28 protein-coding genes are annotated in these 22,250 nt (G+C 52.7%); 15 read left to right on the top strand and 13 right to left on the bottom strand.

Annotated features, from left to right (window positions below):
- Nucleotides 1–46: 46 nt before the first annotated feature.
- The gene (locus SIB73_RS05000; RefSeq protein ID WP_413402435.1) at nt 47–1,495 is read right to left on the bottom strand and encodes a pyridoxal phosphate-dependent decarboxylase family protein; all 1,449 of its coding nucleotides are present in this window, start codon (nt 1,493–1,495) and stop codon (nt 47–49) included.
- Nucleotides 1,496–1,591: 96 nt separating this feature from the next.
- Here SIB73_RS05000 and SIB73_RS05005 point away from each other — a divergent pair, with 96 nt between their 5' ends.
- Nucleotides 1,592–2,065 carry a nucleoside deaminase gene (locus SIB73_RS05005; protein WP_413406405.1) on the top strand — a complete coding sequence of 158 codons (474 nt, stop codon included), beginning with the start codon at nt 1,592–1,594 and terminating at the stop codon, nt 2,063–2,065.
- On the opposite strand, the gene SIB73_RS05010 is transcribed toward SIB73_RS05005, so the two are convergent.
- Nucleotides 2,007–3,185: a pyridoxal-phosphate-dependent aminotransferase family protein gene (locus SIB73_RS05010; protein WP_413402433.1), complete on the bottom strand. Its 1,179-nt coding sequence runs from the start codon at nt 3,183–3,185 to the stop codon at nt 2,007–2,009. The two genes, SIB73_RS05005 and SIB73_RS05010, sit on opposite strands and share 59 nt — an antisense overlap.
- A 111-nt stretch (nt 3,186–3,296) precedes the next feature.
- The gene (locus tag SIB73_RS05015) at nt 3,297–3,821 is read right to left on the bottom strand and encodes an allophycocyanin subunit beta (RefSeq protein ID WP_413402431.1); all 525 of its coding nucleotides are present in this window, start codon (nt 3,819–3,821) and stop codon (nt 3,297–3,299) included.
- A 212-nt stretch (nt 3,822–4,033) separates the two neighbouring features.
- On the opposite strand from SIB73_RS05015, the gene glnA reads away from it, so the two are divergent.
- Entirely contained in the window at nt 4,034–5,455 is a 1,422-nt protein-coding gene (gene glnA / locus SIB73_RS05020) for a type I glutamate--ammonia ligase (protein ID WP_413402429.1), read from the top strand.
- Nucleotides 5,456–5,546: 91 nt separating this feature from the next.
- On the opposite strand, the gene SIB73_RS05025 is transcribed toward glnA, so the two are convergent.
- Complete coding sequence (locus SIB73_RS05025; RefSeq protein ID WP_413402427.1) at nt 5,547–5,819, bottom strand: hypothetical protein; 273 nt, start codon at nt 5,817–5,819, stop codon at nt 5,547–5,549.
- 149 nt (nt 5,820–5,968) lie between these two features.
- On the opposite strand from SIB73_RS05025, the gene SIB73_RS05030 reads away from it, so the two are divergent.
- Both SIB73_RS05030 and SIB73_RS05035 read left to right on the top strand, forming a co-directional pair.
- The gene (locus tag SIB73_RS05030) at nt 5,969–7,024 is read left to right on the top strand and encodes a class I SAM-dependent methyltransferase (RefSeq protein ID WP_413402425.1); all 1,056 of its coding nucleotides are present in this window, start codon (nt 5,969–5,971) and stop codon (nt 7,022–7,024) included.
- A gap of 85 nt (nt 7,025–7,109) precedes the next feature.
- Nucleotides 7,110–7,424: a copper-binding protein gene (locus SIB73_RS05035; protein WP_413402424.1), complete on the top strand. Its 315-nt coding sequence runs from the start codon at nt 7,110–7,112 to the stop codon at nt 7,422–7,424.
- 1 nt (nt 7,425) lies between these two features.
- On the opposite strand, the gene SIB73_RS05040 is transcribed toward SIB73_RS05035, so the two are convergent.
- On the bottom strand, nt 7,426–7,686 hold the full coding sequence (locus SIB73_RS05040) for a hypothetical protein (protein WP_413402422.1): 261 nt from the start codon (nt 7,684–7,686) through the stop codon (nt 7,426–7,428).
- 50 nt (nt 7,687–7,736) lie between these two features.
- Between SIB73_RS05040 and SIB73_RS05045 the strand changes: the two genes are divergently transcribed.
- Nucleotides 7,737–7,985 carry a DUF6439 family protein gene (locus tag SIB73_RS05045; RefSeq protein ID WP_413402421.1) on the top strand — a complete coding sequence of 83 codons (249 nt, stop codon included), beginning with the start codon at nt 7,737–7,739 and terminating at the stop codon, nt 7,983–7,985.
- A 16-nt stretch (nt 7,986–8,001) separates the two neighbouring features.
- On the opposite strand, the gene SIB73_RS05050 is transcribed toward SIB73_RS05045, so the two are convergent.
- Together SIB73_RS05050 and SIB73_RS05055 are read right to left on the bottom strand one after the other, a co-directional pair.
- The gene (locus SIB73_RS05050) at nt 8,002–8,409 is read right to left on the bottom strand and encodes an ATP-binding protein (RefSeq protein ID WP_413406403.1); all 408 of its coding nucleotides are present in this window, start codon (nt 8,407–8,409) and stop codon (nt 8,002–8,004) included.
- A gap of 66 nt (nt 8,410–8,475) precedes the next feature.
- On the bottom strand, nt 8,476–9,189 hold the full coding sequence (locus tag SIB73_RS05055; protein WP_413402419.1) for a GUN4 domain-containing protein: 714 nt from the start codon (nt 9,187–9,189) through the stop codon (nt 8,476–8,478).
- Nucleotides 9,190–9,229: 40 nt separating this feature from the next.
- On the opposite strand from SIB73_RS05055, the gene mnmH reads away from it, so the two are divergent.
- The 4 genes from mnmH to SIB73_RS05075 are packed head-to-tail and all read left to right on the top strand — an operon-like array spanning nt 9,230 to nt 12,775.
- Nucleotides 9,230–10,285 (top strand): tRNA 2-selenouridine(34) synthase MnmH, encoded by a 1,056-nt coding sequence (gene mnmH, locus SIB73_RS05060; RefSeq protein WP_413406401.1) that lies wholly within the window; start codon nt 9,230–9,232, stop codon nt 10,283–10,285.
- Between the two features lie 26 nt (nt 10,286–10,311).
- Nucleotides 10,312–10,701, top strand: coding sequence for a photosystem II reaction center protein Psb28 (gene psb28, locus SIB73_RS05065; protein ID WP_413402417.1), 390 nt, complete (start codon nt 10,312–10,314; stop codon nt 10,699–10,701).
- Complete coding sequence (locus tag SIB73_RS05070) at nt 10,698–11,777, top strand: AI-2E family transporter (protein WP_413402415.1); 1,080 nt, start codon at nt 10,698–10,700, stop codon at nt 11,775–11,777. The genes psb28 and SIB73_RS05070 overlap by 4 nt, the downstream gene beginning before the upstream one ends.
- Nucleotides 11,774–12,775, top strand: a complete 1,002-nt coding sequence (locus tag SIB73_RS05075) for an AI-2E family transporter (protein ID WP_413402413.1) — start codon at nt 11,774–11,776, stop codon at nt 12,773–12,775. Before SIB73_RS05070 ends, SIB73_RS05075 begins: the two co-directional genes overlap by 4 nt.
- 166 nt (nt 12,776–12,941) lie before the next feature.
- On the opposite strand, the gene SIB73_RS05080 is transcribed toward SIB73_RS05075, so the two are convergent.
- Nucleotides 12,942–13,076 carry a hypothetical protein gene (locus SIB73_RS05080; protein ID WP_413402411.1) on the bottom strand — a complete coding sequence of 45 codons (135 nt, stop codon included), beginning with the start codon at nt 13,074–13,076 and terminating at the stop codon, nt 12,942–12,944.
- A gap of 33 nt (nt 13,077–13,109) precedes the next feature.
- Between SIB73_RS05080 and SIB73_RS05085 the strand changes: the two genes are divergently transcribed.
- On the top strand, nt 13,110–13,301 hold the full coding sequence (locus SIB73_RS05085; RefSeq protein WP_413402410.1) for a hypothetical protein: 192 nt from the start codon (nt 13,110–13,112) through the stop codon (nt 13,299–13,301).
- 896 nt (nt 13,302–14,197) lie between these two features.
- Here SIB73_RS05085 and SIB73_RS05090 read toward each other — a convergent pair.
- On the bottom strand, nt 14,198–14,353 hold the full coding sequence (locus SIB73_RS05090; RefSeq protein WP_413402408.1) for a hypothetical protein: 156 nt from the start codon (nt 14,351–14,353) through the stop codon (nt 14,198–14,200).
- Between the two features lie 304 nt (nt 14,354–14,657).
- Here SIB73_RS05090 and SIB73_RS05095 point away from each other — a divergent pair, with 304 nt between their 5' ends.
- Both SIB73_RS05095 and SIB73_RS05100 read left to right on the top strand, forming a co-directional pair.
- Nucleotides 14,658–15,116, top strand: coding sequence for a hypothetical protein (locus SIB73_RS05095; RefSeq protein WP_413439729.1), 459 nt, complete (start codon nt 14,658–14,660; stop codon nt 15,114–15,116).
- 42 nt (nt 15,117–15,158) lie between these two features.
- Nucleotides 15,159–15,401, top strand: coding sequence for a hypothetical protein (locus tag SIB73_RS05100; protein WP_413439730.1), 243 nt, complete (start codon nt 15,159–15,161; stop codon nt 15,399–15,401).
- A 103-nt stretch (nt 15,402–15,504) separates the two neighbouring features.
- Here SIB73_RS05100 and SIB73_RS05105 read toward each other — a convergent pair whose 3' ends face one another.
- The 4 genes from SIB73_RS05105 to SIB73_RS05120 form a co-directional block, all read right to left on the bottom strand.
- A complete protein-coding gene (locus SIB73_RS05105; protein WP_413402405.1) occupies nt 15,505–15,945 on the bottom strand; it encodes a hypothetical protein in 441 nt (146 codons plus the stop codon).
- Nucleotides 15,946–16,002: 57 nt separating this feature from the next.
- Entirely contained in the window at nt 16,003–16,251 is a 249-nt protein-coding gene (locus SIB73_RS05110; protein ID WP_413402404.1) for a hypothetical protein, read from the bottom strand.
- 561 nt (nt 16,252–16,812) lie between these two features.
- Entirely contained in the window at nt 16,813–16,980 is a 168-nt protein-coding gene (locus SIB73_RS05115) for a galactose oxidase (protein ID WP_413402403.1), read from the bottom strand.
- A 131-nt stretch (nt 16,981–17,111) separates the two neighbouring features.
- Nucleotides 17,112–17,270, bottom strand: a complete 159-nt coding sequence (locus tag SIB73_RS05120) for a M48 family metallopeptidase (protein WP_413439731.1) — start codon at nt 17,268–17,270, stop codon at nt 17,112–17,114.
- A gap of 620 nt (nt 17,271–17,890) precedes the next feature.
- On the opposite strand from SIB73_RS05120, the gene SIB73_RS05125 reads away from it, so the two are divergent.
- The 3 genes from SIB73_RS05125 (at nt 17,891) to SIB73_RS05135 (ending at nt 22,126) form a co-directional block, all read left to right on the top strand.
- On the top strand, nt 17,891–19,120 hold the full coding sequence (locus SIB73_RS05125; protein ID WP_413439732.1) for an HlyD family secretion protein: 1,230 nt from the start codon (nt 17,891–17,893) through the stop codon (nt 19,118–19,120).
- Nucleotides 19,121–21,115, top strand: coding sequence for a glycosyltransferase (locus SIB73_RS05130; RefSeq protein WP_413402400.1), 1,995 nt, complete (start codon nt 19,121–19,123; stop codon nt 21,113–21,115).
- A gap of 765 nt (nt 21,116–21,880) precedes the next feature.
- Nucleotides 21,881–22,126, top strand: coding sequence for a hypothetical protein (locus tag SIB73_RS05135; protein ID WP_413402398.1), 246 nt, complete (start codon nt 21,881–21,883; stop codon nt 22,124–22,126).
- Nucleotides 22,127–22,250: the final 124 nt, after the last annotated feature.

Raw genomic sequence — 22,250 nt, forward strand, 5'->3', positions numbered from 1 at the left:
GTGACGATGGCAACCCATCGACCTCGCTTGTTCTGAGCTGCAGGCATCACGCCACCTCCCCTGAACAGTCATTCAGATCGGCTGCCAGTTGGTCGATGAGCGCATTGGAGGTGTGGGGGTTACCCAGCACGACTTTGATGCGATGCCGTCCTTGATGAAGGGGTCTGGAGACCATGATCTGCCGATCAAGCAGCCGTTGTCGCAGAGCCGCTGACCATTGATCGCAACGCGTCGGATCCGCTCCAAGCGGAGCACAGGCAAGCAGATGCAGGGGGCCTGATGTGATCTCCAGAGCAGACGGATCAAGACCCTTTTCCAGTCGCTGACGCCTCAGCAAAGCCTTCTCCAGCACAGCGTTGATCCCCTGATCACCCAGTTGGCGCAACCCGAGCCAGAGCTTGAGGATCTCAGCTGGACGACTCCCCTGGAGGCCCAGTTCCCCGCCATGAGCAACAGCAAAGGAGGGCTCCATATAGGGGAGCCCGGTGTGAAAGGTCTCCTGAAGAGCCGACTGATCACGCACCAGGAGCAACGACGACGTCTTGGCGATTCCGAGCAGCTTCTGAGGGTTCACCGTGATCGAATCGGCCTGGCCCAGGCCAGCCATCAGGTGCGAGGTGCCGGGACAGAGAGCAAAAACCGCACCGATCGCTCCGTCCACATGGAGCCACAGGCCCTTATCCCTGCAGAACTGAGCCAGAGCTGGAATGGGGTCGATCGCTCCTCGCACCGTCGTGCCCGCTGTCGCGACCACAGCGATGCAGGGCCTGTTTTGCCGCGTCAGCTCCTGAAGATTCTCCTGGAGATTCGCAAGAAGCATGCATCCCTGAGAATCAACGCGCACGCGTCGAATGCCATCGGGCCTGAGCCCCATGACTCTGGCCGCCTTCCCCAGTGAGACATGGGCGTCATCACTGATCAGAATCACCGCACCGGGATCATGATCCAGGCCCATCCGATGTCGGGCGGTCACCAGGGCTGTGAGGTTGCTGAGGGAGCCACCGCTCGCCGCAACACCACCGGAGCCATCGGGCAATTCAAAGCGGGCAGCGAACCAGCTGCAGAGCTGACGCTCCAGTTGACTGAGACTCGGTGACAGTTCCTCAGCCAGCAGATTGTTGTTGAGTCCGGCACAGATCAGTTCGGCAGCGATCGAGGCTGTGTTCGGAGGTGGATCCAGATGGGCGAGGGCGCCTGGATGGTTGGGTTGATAAGAACCATCCATCAACTGCTGAAGATCATCCAGAAGCCGGTCCGCACCCACACCCTGCGTCTCTGGGAAGGCGTCGGGGAGCAACCGCAGAGCTGGCAGCGGCGAACGTTTGGAGGCTGACCCGAGCCATTCACACAGGCGAGCGCTGGCATCCTCCAGAAAACGCTGCAACTGGGGATCAAGTGCCTCTGACGAGGCAAATGCGGACAGTTCCGTCGCAGTCGCTGGCGCCGATGAAGTCCTGGAGGATCCGAACAAGGAGGGAGCGGAAGGAACAGTCATTCTCACCTGCGGTGGCACATTGGACGCCTCTGCACGATTGGGGCGAGCGTGCGACAGACACCGGTCGAGCTGGATAACGCAGAGATCCATGCCTGGATGCAACGCCTGCTTCAGCGTGCTGAGCGCCTCGGTGAGTCGGGAGAAATCCCTGTCAGCGCAGTGATTCTGGATGCGGATGGACGATGCATCGGCCACGGCAGCAACCGACGCGAGTTCGCTTCAGATCCACTGGGTCATGCTGAACTCGTGGCTCTGCGCCAGGCATCCTTGATCCTCGGTGACTGGAGACTGAATCAGTGCACACTGATCGTGACACTGGAACCCTGTCCGATGTGCGCAGGGGCTCTGGTGCAGGCCCGCGTTGGTCAGGTGATCTATGGGGCGCACGATCCCAAACGCGGTGGCCTGGGAAGCACGATTGACCTGTCGAAGCACCCCAGCGCACACCATCACATGCAGGTGAAGGGGGGCGTAATGGAGCTCGAAGCGTCAGCTCTGCTGGGGCGGTGGTTCAGGCAGCGACGGCTGCGTTCTGGCGGAAACGCGGCAGCTCCGTCTCAAAGAGATTGAGCAAACGGTCGACATTGTCAGGGGTGGAGTTGTAACCCATGAGGCCGATCCGCCAGATCTTGCCGGCGAGCACACCCAGACCCCCGCCGACTTCGATGCCATGGGTGTTGAGGAGATAGGTGGAGAAGGCCTTGCCATCCACATCCGCTGGAATGCGAACCGTGGTGAGAGTCGGCAAACGCAACTCCTCGGGCACATGCATTTCCAGGCCGAGCGACTCAAGGCCGGTCCAGAGAGCTTCCGCGTTGCTGCGATGGCGGGCCCAGGCGTTTTCAAGACCTTCCTCGGCAAGAAGACGCAGCGCTTCGCGCATCCCGAAGTTCATGTTCACAGGAGCTGTGTGGTGATAAACACGGTCACTGCCCCAGTACTGGTTCAGCAATGAGACATCCAAGTACCAGTTCGGAACCTTGTCTTTGCGGGCAGCCAGCTTGGCTTCAGCACGGGAACCCATTGTGAACGGACCGAGGCCTGGAGGGCAGCTGAGTCCTTTCTGGCTGCAGCTGTAGGCCAGATCCACCTTCCAGGCATCCAGGTACAGAGGCACTCCTCCCAGTGAGGTCACTGTGTCAAGCAGAAGCAGGCAGTCATGCTCGCGGCAGAGATCACCCACACCCTCCATCGGCTGGCAGATGCCGGTGGAAGTTTCGGCATGAACCATCGCCAGGATCGTTGGCTTGTATTTCTTGATGCCTGACTCGATTTCATCAAGAGTGAAAGCCTCACCCCAGGGCTTCTCAATCACCTGAACGTTGGCTCGGTAACGCCCGGCCATATCCATCAGGCGATTGCCGAAGTACCCCTTCACCGCCACCAGAACCGTGTCTCCCGGTTCAACGGTGTTGGCGAGAGTGGCTTCCATTGCGGAGCTGCCCGTACCGCTCATCGGCAGCGTCAGGCGGTTGTCGGTCTGCCAGGCGTACCGGAGCAGCTCCTGCACCTCGCCCATGAGTTCCACATAAAGCGGATCCAGATGACCGATCGGTGTGCGTGCGAGAGCCTGGAGAACCGTGGGATGCGCGTTGGAGGGGCCTGGACCCAGCAACAGACGATCGGGTGTGTCAATCGGACCGATGGAGGATCGATGGCACGGGTCAACCGAAAGGTGAGGGTGTGTCATCGGTGAAGCCCGTACCGAAAATCAATGGCGATCAGCCTACGCATCAACAGAGCAAAAATTGGACTTGCACGGACACTCCGACGCCGCTTGAAATGATTCGGAGACTTTCAATCAGCGCTGACGCACGTCGCTGGCGGACAGACCGGAGGCCATGTGCTCGAAAGGCTGGCGCACGATGACGCAGCGATCCTGACTTACGCCCTCGTTGAAAAGCCGTTCACAGAGAACGTCAGCCAGCAGCACCATGCTTCTGACGGTGGGGCCGGTTGGAACACCGAGGCTCTTGTACGTGTCATCCAGTCCATTCAGCACCCGCTCGTTGAGGATGGTGCTGTCTCCGGCGATCAGGGAATAGCTGGCGTAGCGAAGGAAATAATCCATGTCCCTGAGACAGGCAGCCAGTCGACGTGTCGTGTAGGCGTTACCGCCGGGGAGCAGAAGTTCCGGATCCGCTTGAAACAGTCTTTGACTGGCTTCACGAACCAGTTCAGAGGCTTCACGGTTGATGATCTCCACCGCCATGACACGAACCTCCGCCTCTTGGAGGTAGTTCTCGATGCGATCGATCGCTAAACGATCGAGGTAGCGACCCAACTGGTCGTACTGACCGATCACTCCGGTGATGGCATCGCGCATGCAAGCCTTGTCCACTTTGGTTGGAAGGTAACACCGACAACGCGTTGAAACCTGCTCCAGCAAAGGCGATCACAGCATTCTGACAGAAACGGTTACCTAGAGGCTGCACAGGTGCCGTAAACGAGACGGAAGGCAAAAAGGTGCCCGTTGATACAAAACAGCTGCGGATCGATATCTACGGTCGACGCGATTTACGGGATCCACTCCCAGCCATGGCCAAAACCGCGCAGGACGTGCTTCGTCAGATCAAGGATGAAGGGATCGAGCTGATCGACCTCAAGTTCACGGACCTGCACGGCAAGTGGCAGCACCTCACTGTCTGCCAGGACCTCATTGAACCTGAATCCTTCACGGAGGGACTGGCTTTCGATGGTTCATCCATCCGCGGCTGGAAGGCGATCAATGCCTCAGACATGGCCATGGTGCCCGATCCTGCAACGGCCTGGATCGACCCCTTCTACAGGCACAAAACCCTGAGCATGATCTGCTCGATTCAGGATCCCCGCACAGGCGACCCCTACGACCGCTGCCCCAGGGCTCTTGCTCAGAAGGCACTGGCTTACCTTGCCAGCACGGGGCTTGCCGACACGGCGTTTTTCGGCCCGGAACCGGAATTTTTCCTGTTCGATGATGTGCGGTACAACTCCGCGGAAGGAGGCTCGTTCTACATCGTTGACACCATCGAAGCCGGCTGGAACACAGGCCGGATCGAGGAAGGCGGCAACCTTGCCTACAAGATTCAGGAGAAGGAAGGGTACTTCCCCGTCGCCCCGAACGACACCGCCCAGGACATCCGCTCGGAAATGCTGCTGATGATGGCGCAGCTGGGCATCCCCATCGAGAAACATCACCACGAGGTTGCTGGTGCCGGTCAGCACGAGCTGGGCATGAAATTTGCCGAACTGATTGAGGCCGCTGACAACGTGATGACGTACAAGTACATCGTGCGCAACGTTGCCAAGAAGTACGGCAAGACAGCCACCTTCATGCCGAAGCCGGTCTTCAATGACAACGGATCGGGCATGCACGTCCACCAGAGTCTCTGGAAATCCGGTCAGCCCCTCTTCTTTGGGGAAGGGACCTACGCGAACCTCTCTCAGACCGCTCGCTGGTACATCGGCGGCATCCTCAAGCACGCGCCGTCATTCCTTGCTTTCACCAACCCCACCACCAACAGTTACAAGCGACTGGTTCCAGGTTTCGAAGCACCGGTGAATCTGGTGTATTCCGAAGGAAACCGCTCCGCAGCCGTGCGTATTCCTCTCACCGGCCCGAGCCCTAAAGCGAAGCGGCTTGAATTCCGCTCAGGTGATGCACTGGCCAATCCCTACCTTGCCTTCAGCGCAATGATGATGGCCGGCATTGACGGCATCAAGAACCAGATCGACCCCGGCGATGGAGTGGACGTTGACCTGTTCGAACTGGCCGCGGATGAACTGAAGAAAATCGCCACCGTGCCGGCTTCCCTCAACGGAGCACTGGAGGCTCTCAACGCCGATCACCATTACCTGCTGGAAGGCGGTGTCTTCAGCAAGGACTTCATCGACAACTGGATCGACCTGAAATACGAGGAAGTGCAGCAGCTGCGTCAGCGGCCCCATCCCCACGAGTTCGTGATGTACTACGACGCCTGATTGTTCAGGAGTTCGATGCTCCAATGCTTTCAAAGGAGCTTCGGCTCCTTTTTTTGTGCCCCTGGTGCATCACCTCAAGGCCTGCGGCACTTCAGCCGTGCCTCAACTGAACCAGGGCACTGTCGTGCAGTTGCTTGGCATGCAGTCGCCGGCGAGCACACACCTGTTGCTGCGCAAAAGCGCTGCGTTGATCAAGGCGATCAGGATGACCCTCAACCTGGGCATGCGCAGCCTGCTTTCTGAGCACATCGTGAGCATGGCTCTCGGCCCATGCCAGATATTCAGCCGCCGCTCTCTGCCTGCGCTCCAGCACATTGCCCGAATACGACGCCATGGTTCCGGCGGTGGTGATCTCAACGGCCATCGAGAGCTCCTGATTACCTGGGTTAATTCTATAGCAACGGCTACCGTTTTAAAGGTAGCTTCACATAACTTTCCCGGTCAATGCGATCGATGTCCACAGCAGGGGGCGCGATCGATTGGAATAGGCCAGCTTGGATCTCAATCCTTTTCATGGCGCCCAGTTTCACTGAAATCGCTTATCGGACCATGCAACAGGGCCGCAGCCTCGCCGGCCTCGTACACAAGGAACTGAGCTCCAAGGTGATGGAAGTGATGGCGCCTGATGTTGTGCCCAAAACGCTGCCTGTTCCCAGCGAAATGATGGACGCCCTGCGCCAGTCGCTGGATGCGCTGCACGAACGCGATTGGCAGGACTCTGAATCCGGCGTTTACCCACAATCTCTGCTGTTTGATATCCCCTGGCTGGAATGGGCTGAACGTTATCCACGTGTTTGGCTGGACCTTCCCTCCAACTGGGCCAGAAGGCGTGCAAGGGATGTCAAGGACATTCCTGAACAGGCCAATCGCGATCTCTATCCGGATTACTACCTCCAGAATTTTCACCATCAAACTGATGGTTATCTCAGCGATCACTCCGCCGAGCTGTACGACCTTCAGGTCGACATCCTCTTCAACGGAGCTGCAGATGCAATGCGCCGCCGAGTTCTGCCTTCCCTGAGAAAAGGCCTGAACAGATTTGCAGACCGTCCACAGGGAAGCCTGCGTATTCTTGATGTGGCTACCGGAACGGGCAGGACGCTGCACCAGATCCGAGCCGTACTGCCACAGGCCACACTCGTGGGAGTGGATCTTTCCGAGGCCTATCTGCGCCAGGCCAATCGATGGTTGAACCAATCCAACAAACCGCTCGTGCAGCTGGTTCAGGGAAATGCCGAACGGATGCCCTTTGACGACGCCGGCTTCCAGGCGATCACCTGCGTGTTTCTGTTTCATGAACTGCCTGCTGAGGCTCGGCAAGCCGTGCTGCAGGACTGTTACCGCCTGCTCGAACCAGGAGGCGTTCTGGTTTTGGCGGATTCAGTGCAGCTGAAGGATTCGCCCCAGTTCGATGTTGCCTTGGACAATTTCAGGCGCGTGTTTCACGAGCCTTACTACCGCAATTTCATCAGTGATGACATTGACCAGCGTCTCGAAGATGCTGGCTTCAGTGATGTATACGCCGAATCTCATTTCATGACCAGGGTGTGGACAGCCATCAAAAATTAGATCTCTCAACACAGTGATTCCCTGACATAGATGCTTGCAGGGGCCGGGCAACCCCATATGGTGCAGGCACTCAGGGACTCCGTCCATGTCGAATCCTTTTCGGATCCGCTGGTTGCGGGGATGGACCTTTCAGATCGTGTTCATGGAAGGCAAGGTGCAGGTTGAAGCGCACGGATTTGGGATCTGCCTGCGAACGGCGCTGAATTCCGGCGAAAGTCCGACAGCTGCCGCTGACCGTCTTGTGCTTGCCGAAGACCGCCGCCGGCGAGCCCTTTACCAGGCCTGGATCAAAGGTCAGAACCTTCCCTCTCCTTCCGAAGGTCAGTTTCAGCCGGAAGACCGTCTCCAGGATGCACCGGATTCGCTGGTGGTGGTCGACAGCCCTGCAGTGGCGGCCTGATTCAGCGGGCCAGCCACCAGCCGAGCAGGAGAGCCGGACCACCCCAGCGAAGGGCTCTCCAGAACCGCTGACCCCGTTCAGGTGTGATCAGCCAGTTGAGAGCTTCAGGATCCGCTTCTAAAAGCTGACGAAGCAGGCGGCGCTGCTGAACGCGTCGAAGCGAGCGACGATCCTGCCCCTCCCAGGATCTGGGCTGATAACGAAGGAGAGAACGCAGTCCATGCAAACCTCCTCGACTGCGAAGCTGCCTGTTCACCGCCACCAGCAATCACACGGGTCAGGATAGGGAGACCCAGCTGATTCAACGCCAACGTGTCCGCGAAGAAATGGCCAGAACAGGCGATTGAGCAGGTTTTGACTCTGCATCAGAACCTCAGCATCAGTGATCGTGACTGGCACAGACTCAAATCCGATCCGGATCGACGCGGCGCCGAGCTTCTGGCGGCGGCGCTGGCGCAGCTGATTCAGAACGGACGCAATGATGATGTGGAAGCGCTGACCCAGCAGGCCCTCGGCTGGATCAGAGGAGAGCTCAAGGACCCCGGCTGTCCACATCACTGAAAGGTCTCAATCGGCATCAAGGCCGGCGACAGGCCAGCTGCACCCTGTTGCCGCGGCGGCTCCAGCGAATGTCATCGAAACACTGATGCATCAGAAACAGGCCTCGCCCTTGATTGGCATCAACCTGATCAGGCAGACATCCCTGTCGTGCATCCCTTGACAGACCGCAGCCCTCATCCTGGATCTGCCAGATCAACCAGTTCGGTGTGAGGATACGGCGGATTCGCAGACATTTCCGAGGGTCTCCGGCGTTGCCGTGACGCACGGCATTGACCAGTGCTTCCTGAAGACCCAGTTGCAGACGACAGGACGTCTCGTTGCAGTCAACAGGCTCCAGCAACAGTTCCATCAGGGGACTGAGCTGTAACGTTGACGGAAGGATGAAATCAGCCCACCGGAACGAAGGTAGAAATCGGCTGAACATCAGCACTGTTTCATCCTTTTCGACCTTACCGGCCTGCAGACGTTCTGCCAGAGGAACCAACAGGTTTCAGGACCTGCTCGCCAGTCCGGGATGCTGGAGAAGAGCGTCCATCAGACGGACTCCCCTCAGTTGGTTCACCAACGGCATGTGCCCCTCAGGCGCGTCCATGCTCCACTGGAAACTTCCGGGATAACGGGTCCAGACACCATCTTTTTTCCAGCCGATCCTTGGCCAGAGCCTGTCGTAACGGCCGCCGAGTGCACTGAGCAATCGAGCTTGAACTGTGAATCCGAAGCGTCCCTGGGAGTAGGCGATCCAGAGCCTGTCGATGGTGGTCAGATCCAGGGCTTCCATGGGGGGGACTTCGCTGAAATACACATATCCCCGTTGCACCGCCTGGTCACCAGCCAGTTGTCTCAGGGCGCAACTGGTGAGGCGATCAGCCTCCTCGAATTCCTCCCGGAGTAATGCAAGCTGGAGATCCGCATAATCGATTCCGCAGGACGAGGGCATCTGGAACCAACCGCCACTGACGCCTGGGATGGTTTCAAGAGCTTCGGGATGGTGGCGCTGGAGGATCTGCAGAATCCAGCCCGCACCCCAGTCATCCCCCTCCGGTGAATAAGCCTGCAGGGCAGAACCGGCCTGAGCTGAAAGTTGTTCTGCAACCTGTTCAAGCAATGAAGCAGTGGAACGCTTCTGCCGGGCTGATCCCGAAACCAGTCGATCCAGCAGCTGATCAATGCCGAGTTGTTTGGTGGGAGGTCGTCCGGAAAGCATGGTGAGTTGCCGGCACAGACTTGCTCAGCATTGGCCCACTATGTCAGGCATGGGCAACAGCACCTTGACCGGTCTCGAAAGCTTCCGCACTGCGAAAGGGACCATTGTGGATGTGAGAACAGCTTCCGAATACGCTCAGGGGCACTGGCCAGGGGCTGTGAACATCCCCCTGTTCAACGATGAGCAGCGTCATCAGGTGGGCCTGAACTACAAGCAGGAAGGTCGGCTTAAAGCAATCCAACTCGGATTGAAGCTCTGTGGTCCCGTACTGGCCGACTTGTCCGTTGCACTGTCGACCGCAGCCGCTGGGCCGGCAAATCCTCTGAGGATCTATTGCTGGCGAGGGGGTATGCGATCCAACAGCATGGGCTGGCTGGCTGGCCTGAGCGATCACCCCGTGATGGTGCTGGAGGGGGGGTACAAAACCTATCGCCGATGGGTTCTGGATCTCTTTGACCAGCCCTGGCCGTTGCGGGTGCTCGGCGGCAGAACAGGCACTGGCAAAACAGACCTGCTTCAGGAACTCCACCAACAGGGTGTCGGCGTGATCGATCTTGAGGGTCTCGCCAGTCACCGCGGAAGCAGTTTCGGCAATCTGGGGCTGCCGCCGCAACCGACCAGCGAGCACTATGAAAACAGGCTGGCGGAATGCCTGGAAGCTTTGCGCCAGCAGGGAGTACAGGGGATCTGGGTGGAAGCTGAAAGCATCCAGGTGGGCCGCTGCAGGATCCCCAAAGGATTATTTGATCAGATGCAGAGGTCTCCGGTTCTGGAAATCCAGCGCAGTGACAGGGAACGGGTGGAGCGACTCGTCGAGGTCTATTCCTGTCATGAGCAGGCCGAACTGCGGGAAGCCACCGAACGGATTCAGAAACGGCTTGGCCCTCAACGCACCCGGCAGGCGCTGGAAGCCATTGATTCCAAAAACTGGGCTGCTGCCTGTGAAGCGATGCTCGACTACTACGACAGCTGCTACGACAGGGAGCTTGCGCGTTCACCGGCGAGGGACTCGGTGAATCTCGAAGGACTCGACAGCAGGCAGGCAGCCAGACTGCTTCTGGAACAGGGGCACGTCATCCCTGGGATCTCCAACTAAGATCCACAACTCAAAGCGGATGAACCATGGCAGAAGGTGACAAGGCGGCGATTCAGTTCTTCCGTGGCACTGACGAGCCGGTTGTTCCCGACATCCGCATGACCCGCAGCCGCGACGGTCGCACCGGGCAGGCCAAGTTTGTTTTCGAAGAACCGCAGGCACTCGCACCCGAAACGATGGAAGCGATCGCCGGCATGTGGATGGTGGACGAAGAGGGTGAAATGGTCACCCGTGAAGTGAATGGACGGTTCGTGAACGGCAAGCCTTTCGCTCTGGAAGCGACTTACACGTGGAAGAGCGAGGCGGATTTCGAACGCTTCATGCGTTTTGCGCAACGTTATGCGGATGCGAACGGCATGGGTTATTCGCAGAACTCCGGCGACAATGATTCCAGCGAGGAAGGGAGCGACGGTTGAAATTTCAGCACTGGCTCGGACTTGCGGCGTTGCTGACATCCGGGCTGTTGCTCTGGAGTCTCCGTGAGGTTCTGATCCATTTCTTCGCCGCAGTGGTGCTCGCTATGGCGATCTGCACCCTTGTGGGAGCCCTGCGCAGCCGATGGGCCATTCAGAGACCGCTGGCGCTGATCATCTGCCTTCTCGGTCTGGGGTTGGTCGTGATGATTGCCGTGGCAGTGATCATTCCACCGTTTTTCAGTGAGTTTCAACAGCTGCTGCAGGAGCTGCCTGCTGCGGCCCGCGAGCTTCAGCAACTGGTGATGGGGTGGATCAACCAGGCCTCGTCGCTGGTCTACGGAGCAGGCGGTTCAGCTGAAGAGGGTTCTCAGTTCGCACCGGGCGATCTTTCATCGATCCCGAACAGCACTGCCCTGGCGTCCGGAGTGAGTGGTGGCATCAAGGGATTACTGGGTCTCGCCAGCAATCTCGGCAGCGGACTCGTCCAGCTGGTGTTCGTGTTCGCTGTAGCCCTGATGGTGTCGATTCAGCCCGACTCCTATCGAAACGTTGGGCTTCAGTTAGTGCCCTCTTTCTACAGAAGGCGTGCCCGAGGCATCCTTTTTCAGTGTGGGGAAGCCCTCAGCAGCTGGATGATCGGTGTGCTGATCAGCTCGCTGTGCGTTGGCTTACTTGCAGGAATTGGCCTGTCTTTGCTGGGCGTGAAACTGGTGATGGCCAACGCCTTGCTTGCTGGCCTACTCAATGTCATTCCCAATGTGGGGCCCACCCTCAGCACCGTATTCCCCATGGCGGTGGCACTGCTTGACGCCCCCTGGAAAGCGGTTGCCGTTCTGGGTCTCTACGTGGTGATCCAGCACTTTGAGAGCTATGTGATCACACCCTCAGTGATGCAGCACCAGGTCAACCTGTTGCCAGGCCTCACACTCACTGCCCAGTTCATCTTCACTGTGATGTTTGGACCGCTAGGTCTGTTGATGGCACTTCCTCTGGCCGTGGTGATGCAGGTGCTGATCAGGGAGATCGTGATCCACGACGTCTTGGATCCCTGGAAGAAGCGTCGCGCTCCCGCATGAACCCAAGCAACCTGCTGGCAGCTCTCACCCTTGTGGTGCTGGCTCTGCTGACCTGGCAGCTGCGCTGGGTGCTGTTGGTCCTGTTCGGTGCGGTGGTCCTGGCCGTGGCGCTTGATGTGCCTGTGCACTATTTGATCGATCGCTACCGATTGCCCCGTCCGATCGCACTGCTGGCGGTGCTGCTGATCGGAATCATCGGAGGACTGCTGGTCATGCAGCTGCTGCTGCCTCAGCTGATCAACCAGTTCGAACAGCTCACAACCCTGTTGCCTGCGCTGTTCAGCCAGGTTCAGGCATTGCTGTTCAATCAGCCATTGCTTGGAGAACTGGCGCGAACTCTGCCCGAACAATTCAGCTGGGAGCGAATCCAACCTTTCGGATTTCAGTTGCTCGGCGTGGCCGGAGGAGCTGCCAACGGCCTGGTTCAGGTGCTGCTGATGAGCCTGCTGGCAGTGCTCCTTGCCCTGGACCCGTCAGCGCACAGAGGCATGGTGGTCGCCGCGACACCGCGACCGGCCCGGGCATCGATGGAGGAACTGCTGGACCAGTGCCGCACCGCCCTGGGCGGCTGGCTGGCCGGCATGACCCTGTCCGCCCTGGCGATATTTCTCTGCACTTGGGCAGGCCTGGCGATTCTCCGCATTCCACTGGCCCTGCTTTCAGCCCTGGTCTGCGGTCTGCTGACTTTCGTTCCGACGATCGGACCGACAGCTGCGACCCTGCTTCCTCTCAGCCTGGCCCTGATGATCTCTCCTGGAGCAATGCTTCAGGTGCTGCTGCTGCGGCTGGCTCTGCAGAACATTGAAGCCTTCGTGCTCACACCGCTGCTGCTCCGGCGAACCGTGAATCTGCTGCCCACGGTGGCACTCACCTCCCAGCTGAGCCTTGGAGCTCTGCTGGGGCTGCCTGGGGTGTTGCTGGCGCTGCCACTTATTGTGGTGCTTCAGGTGGGGATGGAGCAGGTTGTGGTGAAGAAAATCATGGACCGCTGGACTTAGAACACGCTTCCACCCCGCAACAGGAGATTTAGAGAAATACAGTTCTGAATAGCTTTTTCAGCAATATCCAATGTACTAACTAGCTCTTCTGAACGCTCGATTGTGTGCATAATGGCCACAGAAACTCCCACACTTTTTGGTAATATCTGCCGGACACGAACTGGCTTTAGAGCAGCAGCTCGCGACGGTGAATGACCGTCTGAAGGCAGCAAAGCGCCATGTCCGGGTAGTCGTTCCAACTGCTCGTCACCACACGTTGCACCTCCGAGCAACACTCCCTGCACATCCTGGAGGAGTTCAAGCTCGACCAAGGAGGAGATACATCAAGGTCGAGGTGGATTACACCGCGCAAGGCATCGAAAAAGCAGAGGCTCTTGCGATCGACTTGAACTCGGACATCTCTGGATTGGCGGAATGGGAAAACCTTCGACTGGCACAAATGGAATACACCAAAAAGACGCCAACGCTGCGAGGAGGTGGAGTCCTTTGCATCCTGCATCGAACGGCTGAAGACGCAATTCTTTGAAGAACGGAAGGCCGACCCATTGCGGCAAAAGTCCGCTGTTATTGGCAAACCGATCGCGGTACCTCTTTGAAAAGCTGAATCAGTCCCTTCCTTGAAGACTGGGTGAATCGATATGGAATTGATGTAACGGAAGGTTGGAGGACACCACGAGGCAAATTTTGGGAAAAAGATCCTTCTGGCGCCAAGAGTCAGGCACACAAGGATTCTGTTAAGTACGGGCGCAAGTTCAATCGCCGAGATCTCGAACGTAACGCTTGCCCTTTGAAACTCGTTATCAAGCGTGATGCTGATAGTGGAGATGAAGATGTGATCATCATGAAACCAGCCTCAGAGAGCTAAGCCAGGAGTGGCCGTCCCATGCTTTTCTGAACTAGCTCCAAATCGGACAAAAGGCGGCGGCGCTGGGTGCTGTTGTTGATCCGCTTTGCGCAGGCTTGGTGCAGCTCACCGTTGTCATACATCTGCACGAGGCGGCGTGGCGAGATTCCTAAAAGCTGCCCGGCTACAGATGGCTTTACCCATCCAGCTGATTGAGCCTAATTGAGGACAATTGCTTCAAAATATTTCAGCTCAAATCATAAGTTTTATTGGAGTACCTTGATCGATGATATGAATCAAAGCGCTATCTATCGTCTCCAGTGATTTAAAGTGAGACTGTCAGTGTGACCATCCATCTTTAAGGTTCTAAAGCGTTCTCTTTGCCAATACGTTCTGAGCAATTGCCATCAGATAGATCCAAAAGAAATGACGCGCAAGCTCAACAGATCCATCCTCCGAGATGAATATTTTAACCCCAAGGTAGGTGTAAGGAATAGTTGTCAACAAGTCCAATTCTTAGATTGAGACACGATCTCAATGTGGGACATCCGTCAGGTCGCTTGGCCTGGTGTTCTGTCTCAAAAAAAGGCCGATAACTCTGGTCGAACCGTTTGCGTAAGACAGAAATCCATTTGCGTATCTGCCAAGTCCACAGTTGTTCTGGACGGATGGGCATGACCTACAACATCCAGCAGTTCATTGATCAGCTCGAACACGATGGCGGCAGGAACCATCCCTAAGGCGATCACAGCTTCAAGTGCCCGAACTGTGGTACGCCCAACTTCAAGGTCCACGTCACAAAAGGGAAGTGGGAGGCCTACGGGTGCGAGTGTTACAGCACTGAGGCGGGCAAGCGGGCCATCCGCGAGATCATTTCTCCAGCTCGCCCCCCGGGTCACAACCTGCAAGTTAATCGGCAGGTTGAATCGAATGTACCGCATGGTTTTGCGGCGAGAAAGTCCACCAAACCCACAGCCCAACCTGCCAGTAAAACCGAATCGCCCGAGGGGAAAGCGGATCTGAATTTACTGCTATCCGGTGGGCAACCAAATACTAATACTGGCAGTACATCGCTTCGAAGATGGCCAAGACAATCGCAATTCCTGGCAGACAAGCCTGGTTGAGGGCTGTAACTCAAAGGAGGTTGCGGATCGAATTGTGCCCTACGGCTTCCATGATGCGAAGCAGGCCCTTGAAGATGGTGAGCCTTACGTCTTCATTCCCGAGGGTGAGCCGTGCGCCGATGCCTCACGCAGCCTCGGCTTGATTGCTGTTACCACCCTCAGGGGTTGTAATGACCTCGACGGCGATCGAGATGGTGGCCTCTTCGACTCGACCAGAGTCGTTGTTGTCCCGGATCAGGACCGGTGCGGGATGAAGTTCGCTCCCCAAGTCTCGGCTGCCTATCCAGGTTGCCGTTGGCACCTGCCCTACCCCGGAACCGCTGAGTGGAACTGTGCGATGCCAGAAGCTGGCGGGCTCGATGTTGCCAACTAGATAGATGAAGGTGCCAGCATCGAACACATAATTGGAGGGGTCTTGGACAGGTGCCCTTTCGATTCACCTGGAAACGGCGAGCCAACCTATTTGTATCTTGTCGAAGCAACGCTTACTGCAATCAAGGCGGGCAACATCTACGCGGAGACGGACAGCCGTCGGAAGCTGAAACAGCTGTTCAAGCTCTCTGACGAAAAGATCTCATGGGGGCTGTTCAAGCGTCTGACCGATGCAGAGGTCGGTCGTGAACCCTTCACACCGCTGTGTGGATTTAGGGAGGACTAAACACCTCACCTAATAGACGGATGGATAGCAAAAGGTTACGTTGCCCATTGGTACACGCCCGTACGGCTCCGGCAAGACCACGACAGTACTGGCCCCCGCGTGGTCAATTGCGCTTTGCAAACCATTCCTGAAACGCAGCGATGCTGGCGAGCCTGGGAAGGTCCTGTTCATCGCGACCGACGCAGGACTCGAGCCGCTCAAGAAAGCCTGTGACGACCTCGGCATCGATCCGGATAACCCGGTTCTGAAGCATGGCCATCCTGACCAGCGGATCTTTGTCTGGGCTCATGAGCCAGGCCAGGGTCTGGCTTCTTGGTGTGCCGACATCAATGGAGTCATCAAGCTCAGATCCTTCACTAAGGAGGAGGGCATCGCCGCGGTATTTACCGACAGCGTGAAGAGCATCACGAGCGCGTCTGGCTGGACCCATGAACACAATCTTCCGAACCGTAAACTCCTGCGATGCCTTCGCGAGACCGTCTGCCAACCACTCGGATGCGGCATTGTTCTGCTGAATCACGACGGCATCAAGGAAAGCACCCACAGCGGTGCCAAAAGTTGAAGCGAAGACCCCACCATCGTGGTGTCGTTCGCCAAAGCCCTAGACCCTGACGAGCGTCAGACAGGCATCAGGGCGACGTTCAAAAAGGATCCTGCAGCTGTTGTAGATCACTACTGAACGCTCACCTTCAACCTCGACCGTGAGGCTGGAAAGTTGCTGCTTGCCTGTGATGTTGAGGTCGTCGCCAACTGCCGTGAGGCCGTCATCGATGAGATGTGGAGGGCGTATCGGCGCGGCATGGAATCCATCAGCCGCAAGGGATTGCTGAATGATTTTTGAGTGCGCCATTGCAAATCAACCAAGGCGTGGACAACACGGTTGGAGCAATGGTCGGTAACCCTCAGCTCGTGAGACCTCGCTGTGGTCACTACAGCCTCGCTCCGGCGCTCATTCAGCGGTTAAAGGCTGATTTCCTGGTGGGAAGTAATTCAGAGAGATCTCAATCAGAGAAAGAGATTTCTGAAGTTCCCGGCGAAGTTCCCGCAGTAAAAACCGAGAAAAACGAAGTTCCCGAGATAAAACCACCCGGAACTCAGCAGACCCGCTGCAGCGCAGAGAATCAGCAGGAATACTTCCCATTAGTCATCAACCGTGGGGTTCCGGGAAGGATGACCCGCACTGGGGCCCACGACCGGCCTGACCGAGTGCCCAGAAGCCAAGAAGCAGGACGATCCGAGTGCACAAAAGAGACTCAGACACTGCATCATCAAGACGCTCGGCAGATGAGATGAGATTTGAACCCGGTGAGATCTGTTTTTTCGTGTCCAGACCCGGTCCAGAACTTGTCGTCCCTGTGAAACCTGTAGGTCCGGCATTCTGCATTAGTTGCGGTCAACCATCCCTCTGCCATCACAACACCTTCGGGCACCAACCGATCTCCAACTCCTTGCGGGCCATCCGGCTGCGGCACTTCATGATCAGGCGCTCTCCGTGAGGCACGAGGCGTTGCTGATAACCGCAAGTCAGCAGAATTCGGCAGTCCTGATCGGTCACAAAGGTGAAGTGCTGACAGGTCATACAGACCCGAGAACCTGTGATCCTTTCCAGACCACTAACAAAGTCCCACTCTTGCAAAGCTCATCTGTTCGCTAGTTCATCAGGTTTACTCATGGCATGCTCGCGCGAACCAGATAATAAATGGTAGAAGGTCAGAGCAGTCCCCGCCCCTTCAGTTTCAACCAATCCCTGTGCTGCCTGAAAGCAGGATCAAATCTCTCCACAAACGCCCAGAAGTTCTTGGAGTGGTTGGGATGAACCAGGTGGCACAACTTATGAACCACTACATAGCCAGCAACTGCATGAAGCACGTTGGTACTTTAGTTGAAAAGCAACTGGCTTCAGGAATCGCTGGCCCTCATCGGGATTTGAAGTTGCGAACGCTGATCCCTGAAGGCGTGACGCTGACCTGCTCGGCATAGCGATCTGTCTTGTCTTCAAGTCGCTCCAGCACTCGGGACTCGCACCAAGCGTCCAGTAACTGCTTGATGTGCTGCTGGCGTTGGGCTCCGTGCTCGCATGGGCGGAGGCTGGCCTAGCAAGAGCCGAACCTGATCAGACAGCTGGCATTTCGGACAGACCAAGCTTCGCTTCCTAATTGACGCTATTGAATTTAAAGTAAAGCCATAATCTGACCCAAAAAATTCTTCGTTGAAGAAAGATGAGTCAAATAAATTAAAAGCAATCGATTCAGGCAAAGCAGCTCAACAAGCCATGAAATCAACATTTAGTGACGTGAGAAATAAAATTAAAAACCCCACATTTCATAGAACTTATTGATTTACCCAAAAGTAAATCAACAGACTATAAACGATCGACCATTGACCGTAGAAAAATAACGCGAAGAGCCCACTCAGAAATGCTCAACACACATAGATATAAAGTCAACGGGATAAACCTGGAACCCAGGAGACCTGTGGTAAAAATTCTTATGGACGGCCGTATCAAAAGATATGCAGGCGCTGGACTCGTTTTGCTTGCAGTAGTGAGTATATATACGCATATGACCAGGAAAAAATCCATCGAAGCGTACGTCGCCACAGATATGGTGACTATTCAAAGTCCAATAGATGGTGTAGTTAAAAATTCTGATATTGATGGTGGAAAGCCATTTAAAAAAGGAACATTACTAGTGAGCATAAGTGCGTCGCGCCTGGATGCTCAATTTCTTGACCAAGCCGATAACAGATTAAGAGAATTTGTGCTCAAGCTAGATAATTTCAATCAGCAGATCGGGAGTGTCATTCTAAATCTGGAGCGGCAATTAAATATTTCAATCAGAAATGAAACCATCAAATCTATCGAGGCATCTGAAACGTACAATCTCGCTAAGGAGGTAACCGACATGCATGATTACTTGCATTCAGAGGGTGCGATAAAAACCGAAAATCTTCTAAATGCAAAAATAGACCTCGCAAAAGCTCGGGCTGAAAAAGAAAAAGCCGATAACAAACTTATTGCATTAAGACAAGACATCATATTACTGTCTGAAATAAAAGCGGAAACTGAAGAGCGAAAATTGCATTTTAAAAACATGAGGAGATATGTGAGCAATAATAATACAATTGACCACAATCAAAAAACAAGCTCTATAAGTTTAAAAAAATTGGTAAACCAACATTTCAATCCAGTAGCCATGAACTATAAATTTTCTAGCGATTTCAATTCTCTTGCTGGTGAACTGTATGAATTACTAAGCAAGCATGATTCACTTCACGATGAATTAAAGGATGCTTATCGGAAATCTGAAGTCTCAAATCAACGCAAATCTTTTAATTATGCGCCACAGTTTAATGGAATTTTGCTAATGAAAGCCATTAGTACAGGTGATGAAGTAAGTGAATCTCAACCATTATTAACTCTCTTAAATTGTGATCGAAGACGCATTGAAGCACTTTTCAACACTTCCAGAGTTAAAAATAGCAAGGTTAGCGATGAAGTGAAGATTAATTGGGTGAATAGGAACAAATATAGCCTGGGAACTATCAAAAGTATTATTGGTGAGCAATCGACTGCTGGAATCAGATCTGCTGGAAATGTTGTTTTTCAAACAGCTGCTGTTGATAGAACTAGAGTAATTATCGATTTGAAAAGAGAAACCATGAACGCATTCTTTGCTGAAGAGTGTAACATTGGAGAAAAAGTTGTAGTTGAGCTTTAGATGTATTTCACAGAAGCCCTCGAGCTATCTTTTCTCGCATTTGCATTACCCACAATAATATTGATTTTCGTACGTCGCGAAAATATCAAAAGAGGATTAATGGTAATTACTATATTGGCATTCTTAATAAATTATATTTCGTGGCGTTTGCGTACCTTCCCTTTTGAGAAAAGTTTTGAAAATATAGAAGGTATATGGATTGCTTTAGTGCTGACAATTGAACTATTAGCTATTATAGAACTTACTCAGTATTTATCATGCATTGTTTTCCAGAAAGACAGAACTGAGCAGGCAAAAAAGTACAAACAAGAAGCAATTTTAATGCATAAAAAAAATCCATATTCATTGCCGTCCGTAAGCATTCTGATCCCGACATTTAATGAAGACGTGGACATCCTCAGCAAGACAATTGTATCTGCTACGAATATCTGTTACGTCAAAAAGAAGATCTATATTTTAGATGATGGCAATAGGCAAGAAATAAAATCTCTAGCAAAAGAATTAGATGTAAATTATATTACTCGAATTGGCAACGAAGGGGCAAAGGCGGGCAACATCAACAATGCGCTCAAAAATATTACTAGTGATCTAATATTAATATTTGATGCTGATTTTTGTGCTTTCAAGAATTGCCTACTTGATACCGTTGGCTTCTTTATAGCTGACCCATTATTAAGCACCCTTCAAACACCACAAACCTATATCAATGCTGATGCCTATCAACATAATTTAAAAATAAGTAAGTTCTGGGGAAATGAACAAGAGGTGTTTTTTGCAAAAGTTATGCCTGGGCGTGATTTTCTTGGTGCCAGCTATTGCTGTGGATCTTGTTGCCTAATACGCACCAGTATGCTCAAAGAAATTGGTGGTTTTCCAGAATGGTCAATTACGGAAGATATTTTATTGACAACAGAATTTTTAAAAAGAAAATGGAAAACGAAATATTTGAATCAACCAATAGCCAGAGGAATGGCCGCAGAAACAAATAACGCTTTTTTTGTTCAAAGGAAAAGATGGGGTAGAGGGAACATTGAAGTAGGTAACTATCTTATAAAGGAGAAAAGGCTCGATCTAAAATCAAAAATTCTTTTTTATCCTTTTTACTGGGTTTTTCAATATCCAACAAAAATATTTATACAACTTGTACCCATTGTTTTCTTTGTTTTTGACATAGGTCCTCTTCCAACATCCCTGCCTGGGGAAATCTTCATGTATCAAGGCGCATTTGTAATCGCATTATGCACTTCGTCATTTTACATGCACAAACCACACTACCTTCCGTTATTTAGTGAAGCCGCAAATTTGCATACAGCAATAGCCTTAGCGCCAGAAATGTTATCAGCCTTATTAAAAAAGAAAGCAAACAAAGTAAAATTTTCTGTAACTCCAAAAAATAAAGTTGATTTATCCTCAAATAGTGGTCCTAACATGCTATACCAAAGAACACTAATCCCGATCTCTGTACTACTTGTATTCAATATCTTCTCATTCTTTAAAATTTTACTTGGAGCCTCAGTACAAACAGAAAGGGTTGAAATTTCACTCATTGTTTATGCTCTTATATGGTCATTTCTCAATATCATTATTCTTTTGATCTGCTTTAATTTCGCTATAGGCAAAGACCAGCCGCGACTTCAACACAGATTTCTAATCAATAAAAAATGTCAGTTGATAATGAACTCAAGCTCGCTGTATAATGCTAATTTAGTAAACATGTCGCTAAGTGGTGCTCTAATAGAGTTAGCTAAACCGGAAGAATTACTGAATTACAGTTCGCCCATAATTCTCAAGATTAATGAGACAAATATTCCGGTCAAATCTGCCTACGAGAGAGGACTAGGAATAATTTTAATATTTGATACTATAAATGATAAAGTACAGAAACACCTTATTAAGTACTTGTATTCAGGCGAGTTTAATCCAACAGATTCATCAAACTCAAACAAGTTTCTGTTGACACTTAGAACTATATCAAGGCAAGTATTCAATTTGTAATTAATTTTTAGAAAATCAATAACGATTATAGGGGTCTATCTGTGTTCTCAGAGATAAGGGTGGGTTTGCTTTTGGCAAACAAAGCAGCTTATGTTGTGCCACTCTCGTAAATATCTTTATCAAAAAATATTCATAGAGGGCAAGAGAGCCGATCTTATAATCTTTACCATACCTGCATCCCATTTTTTGCATAGACTAAATCCACGCCTGACTCTATTCCTTCAATGATGATCCTGATATTATGATCTCTGCAAAATTTATTAAGGTATCTAATAAATGATTCAGCTTGAGTGTTGTTTTTTTGATTTATGAAGGAGTTTTTAATCAAGTTTCAAGCCAGCTAACTGAAGATTGACAAGACATCGCATGACATATTACTTGTTCCAAAATCATTAATATATACAAGGATATTCCTGGTTGATAAAAAATTTAATTGTCTGGAAAATTTGTTGTATGATGAGCAATTTTTGTTATTTCAGCAACTTCAATGCATATTGGGTTCAACAAAAGCCTTGACTTCTCAAGGGCAAAAAATTCTTACTGAGAAAATTTTTGGCAATATTGATTGCTCTTATGTTTATTACTATAAAGCAATTTAGCGAACTTTTGCATGTGATCTTGAGAATGCAGCTAAAGCCTGTTGTCTTGCTTTGAGTGAAATGCAGATAGTGGTGAAGCAAGATACAGGAAATAGCTTTCCAGCAAACATGAGGCTCAAATGGAGCTTCACGAATCCGGCAAATCTCAAAGTACGACTCTTCTCACGTGAAGAAAAAAACCACAGTTGAGCTCAACTGTTCAAACTTAGGATTTGGTCCAATACAGACAGGCTATGTCAGGAAAATTGCAGAAAACTTACTGTTAATCCTAGTGGCACAACTGAACCAAAAGAAAAAATCAGCTCCTACACAAAAAGATGGCCTTGCCGGACCAATCGAAAGGCTTGCTGATATGAAAAAAAGTTTGCTTACTGATGAGGAGTTTGCAGCAGCAAAAGCAAAATTACTTTAACTACTTCACCGCTCGCTCCAAAAACAAAAGACTTGCCTTACTTGATGTAACCCTCCAGGGTCTCCAGGAATTGATCCAACGCCGCAGCGGAGGCAGCTCCAGATCGCTCCCAGGGGTGCGGTTT

It is taken from the genome of Synechococcus sp. MIT S9509, from assembly GCF_047303035.1.
Lineage (GTDB): Bacteria > Cyanobacteriota > Cyanobacteriia > PCC-6307 > Cyanobiaceae > Synechococcus_C.

Coding starts and splice junctions, on each gene's coding strand:
- SIB73_RS05000 (WP_413402435.1), bottom strand. CDS start 1,495: ATGACTGTTCCTTCCGCTCCCTCCTTGTTCGGATCCTCCAGGACTTCA.
- SIB73_RS05005 (WP_413406405.1), top strand. CDS start 1,592: ATGCAACGCCTGCTTCAGCGTGCTGAGCGCCTCGGTGAGTCGGGAGAA.
- SIB73_RS05010 (WP_413402433.1), bottom strand. CDS start 3,185: ATGACACACCCTCACCTTTCGGTTGACCCGTGCCATCGATCCTCCATC.
- SIB73_RS05015 (WP_413402431.1), bottom strand. CDS start 3,821: ATGCGCGATGCCATCACCGGAGTGATCGGTCAGTACGACCAGTTGGGT.
- glnA (WP_413402429.1), top strand. CDS start 4,034: ATGGCCAAAACCGCGCAGGACGTGCTTCGTCAGATCAAGGATGAAGGG.
- SIB73_RS05025 (WP_413402427.1), bottom strand. CDS start 5,819: ATGGCCGTTGAGATCACCACCGCCGGAACCATGGCGTCGTATTCGGGC.
- SIB73_RS05030 (WP_413402425.1), top strand. CDS start 5,969: ATGGCGCCCAGTTTCACTGAAATCGCTTATCGGACCATGCAACAGGGC.
- SIB73_RS05035 (WP_413402424.1), top strand. CDS start 7,110: ATGTCGAATCCTTTTCGGATCCGCTGGTTGCGGGGATGGACCTTTCAG.
- SIB73_RS05050 (WP_413406403.1), bottom strand. CDS start 8,409: ATGTTCAGCCGATTTCTACCTTCGTTCCGGTGGGCTGATTTCATCCTT.
- SIB73_RS05055 (WP_413402419.1), bottom strand. CDS start 9,189: ATGCTTTCCGGACGACCTCCCACCAAACAACTCGGCATTGATCAGCTG.
- mnmH (WP_413406401.1), top strand. CDS start 9,230: ATGTCAGGCATGGGCAACAGCACCTTGACCGGTCTCGAAAGCTTCCGC.
- psb28 (WP_413402417.1), top strand. CDS start 10,312: ATGGCAGAAGGTGACAAGGCGGCGATTCAGTTCTTCCGTGGCACTGAC.
- SIB73_RS05075 (WP_413402413.1), top strand. CDS start 11,774: ATGAACCCAAGCAACCTGCTGGCAGCTCTCACCCTTGTGGTGCTGGCT.
- SIB73_RS05090 (WP_413402408.1), bottom strand. CDS start 14,353: ATGGTTCCTGCCGCCATCGTGTTCGAGCTGATCAATGAACTGCTGGAT.
- SIB73_RS05110 (WP_413402404.1), bottom strand. CDS start 16,251: ATGGCGCACTCAAAAATCATTCAGCAATCCCTTGCGGCTGATGGATTC.
- SIB73_RS05115 (WP_413402403.1), bottom strand. CDS start 16,980: ATGACCTGTCAGCACTTCACCTTTGTGACCGATCAGGACTGCCGAATT.
- SIB73_RS05125 (WP_413439732.1), top strand. CDS start 17,891: ATGGACGGCCGTATCAAAAGATATGCAGGCGCTGGACTCGTTTTGCTT.
- SIB73_RS05130 (WP_413402400.1), top strand. CDS start 19,121: ATGTATTTCACAGAAGCCCTCGAGCTATCTTTTCTCGCATTTGCATTA.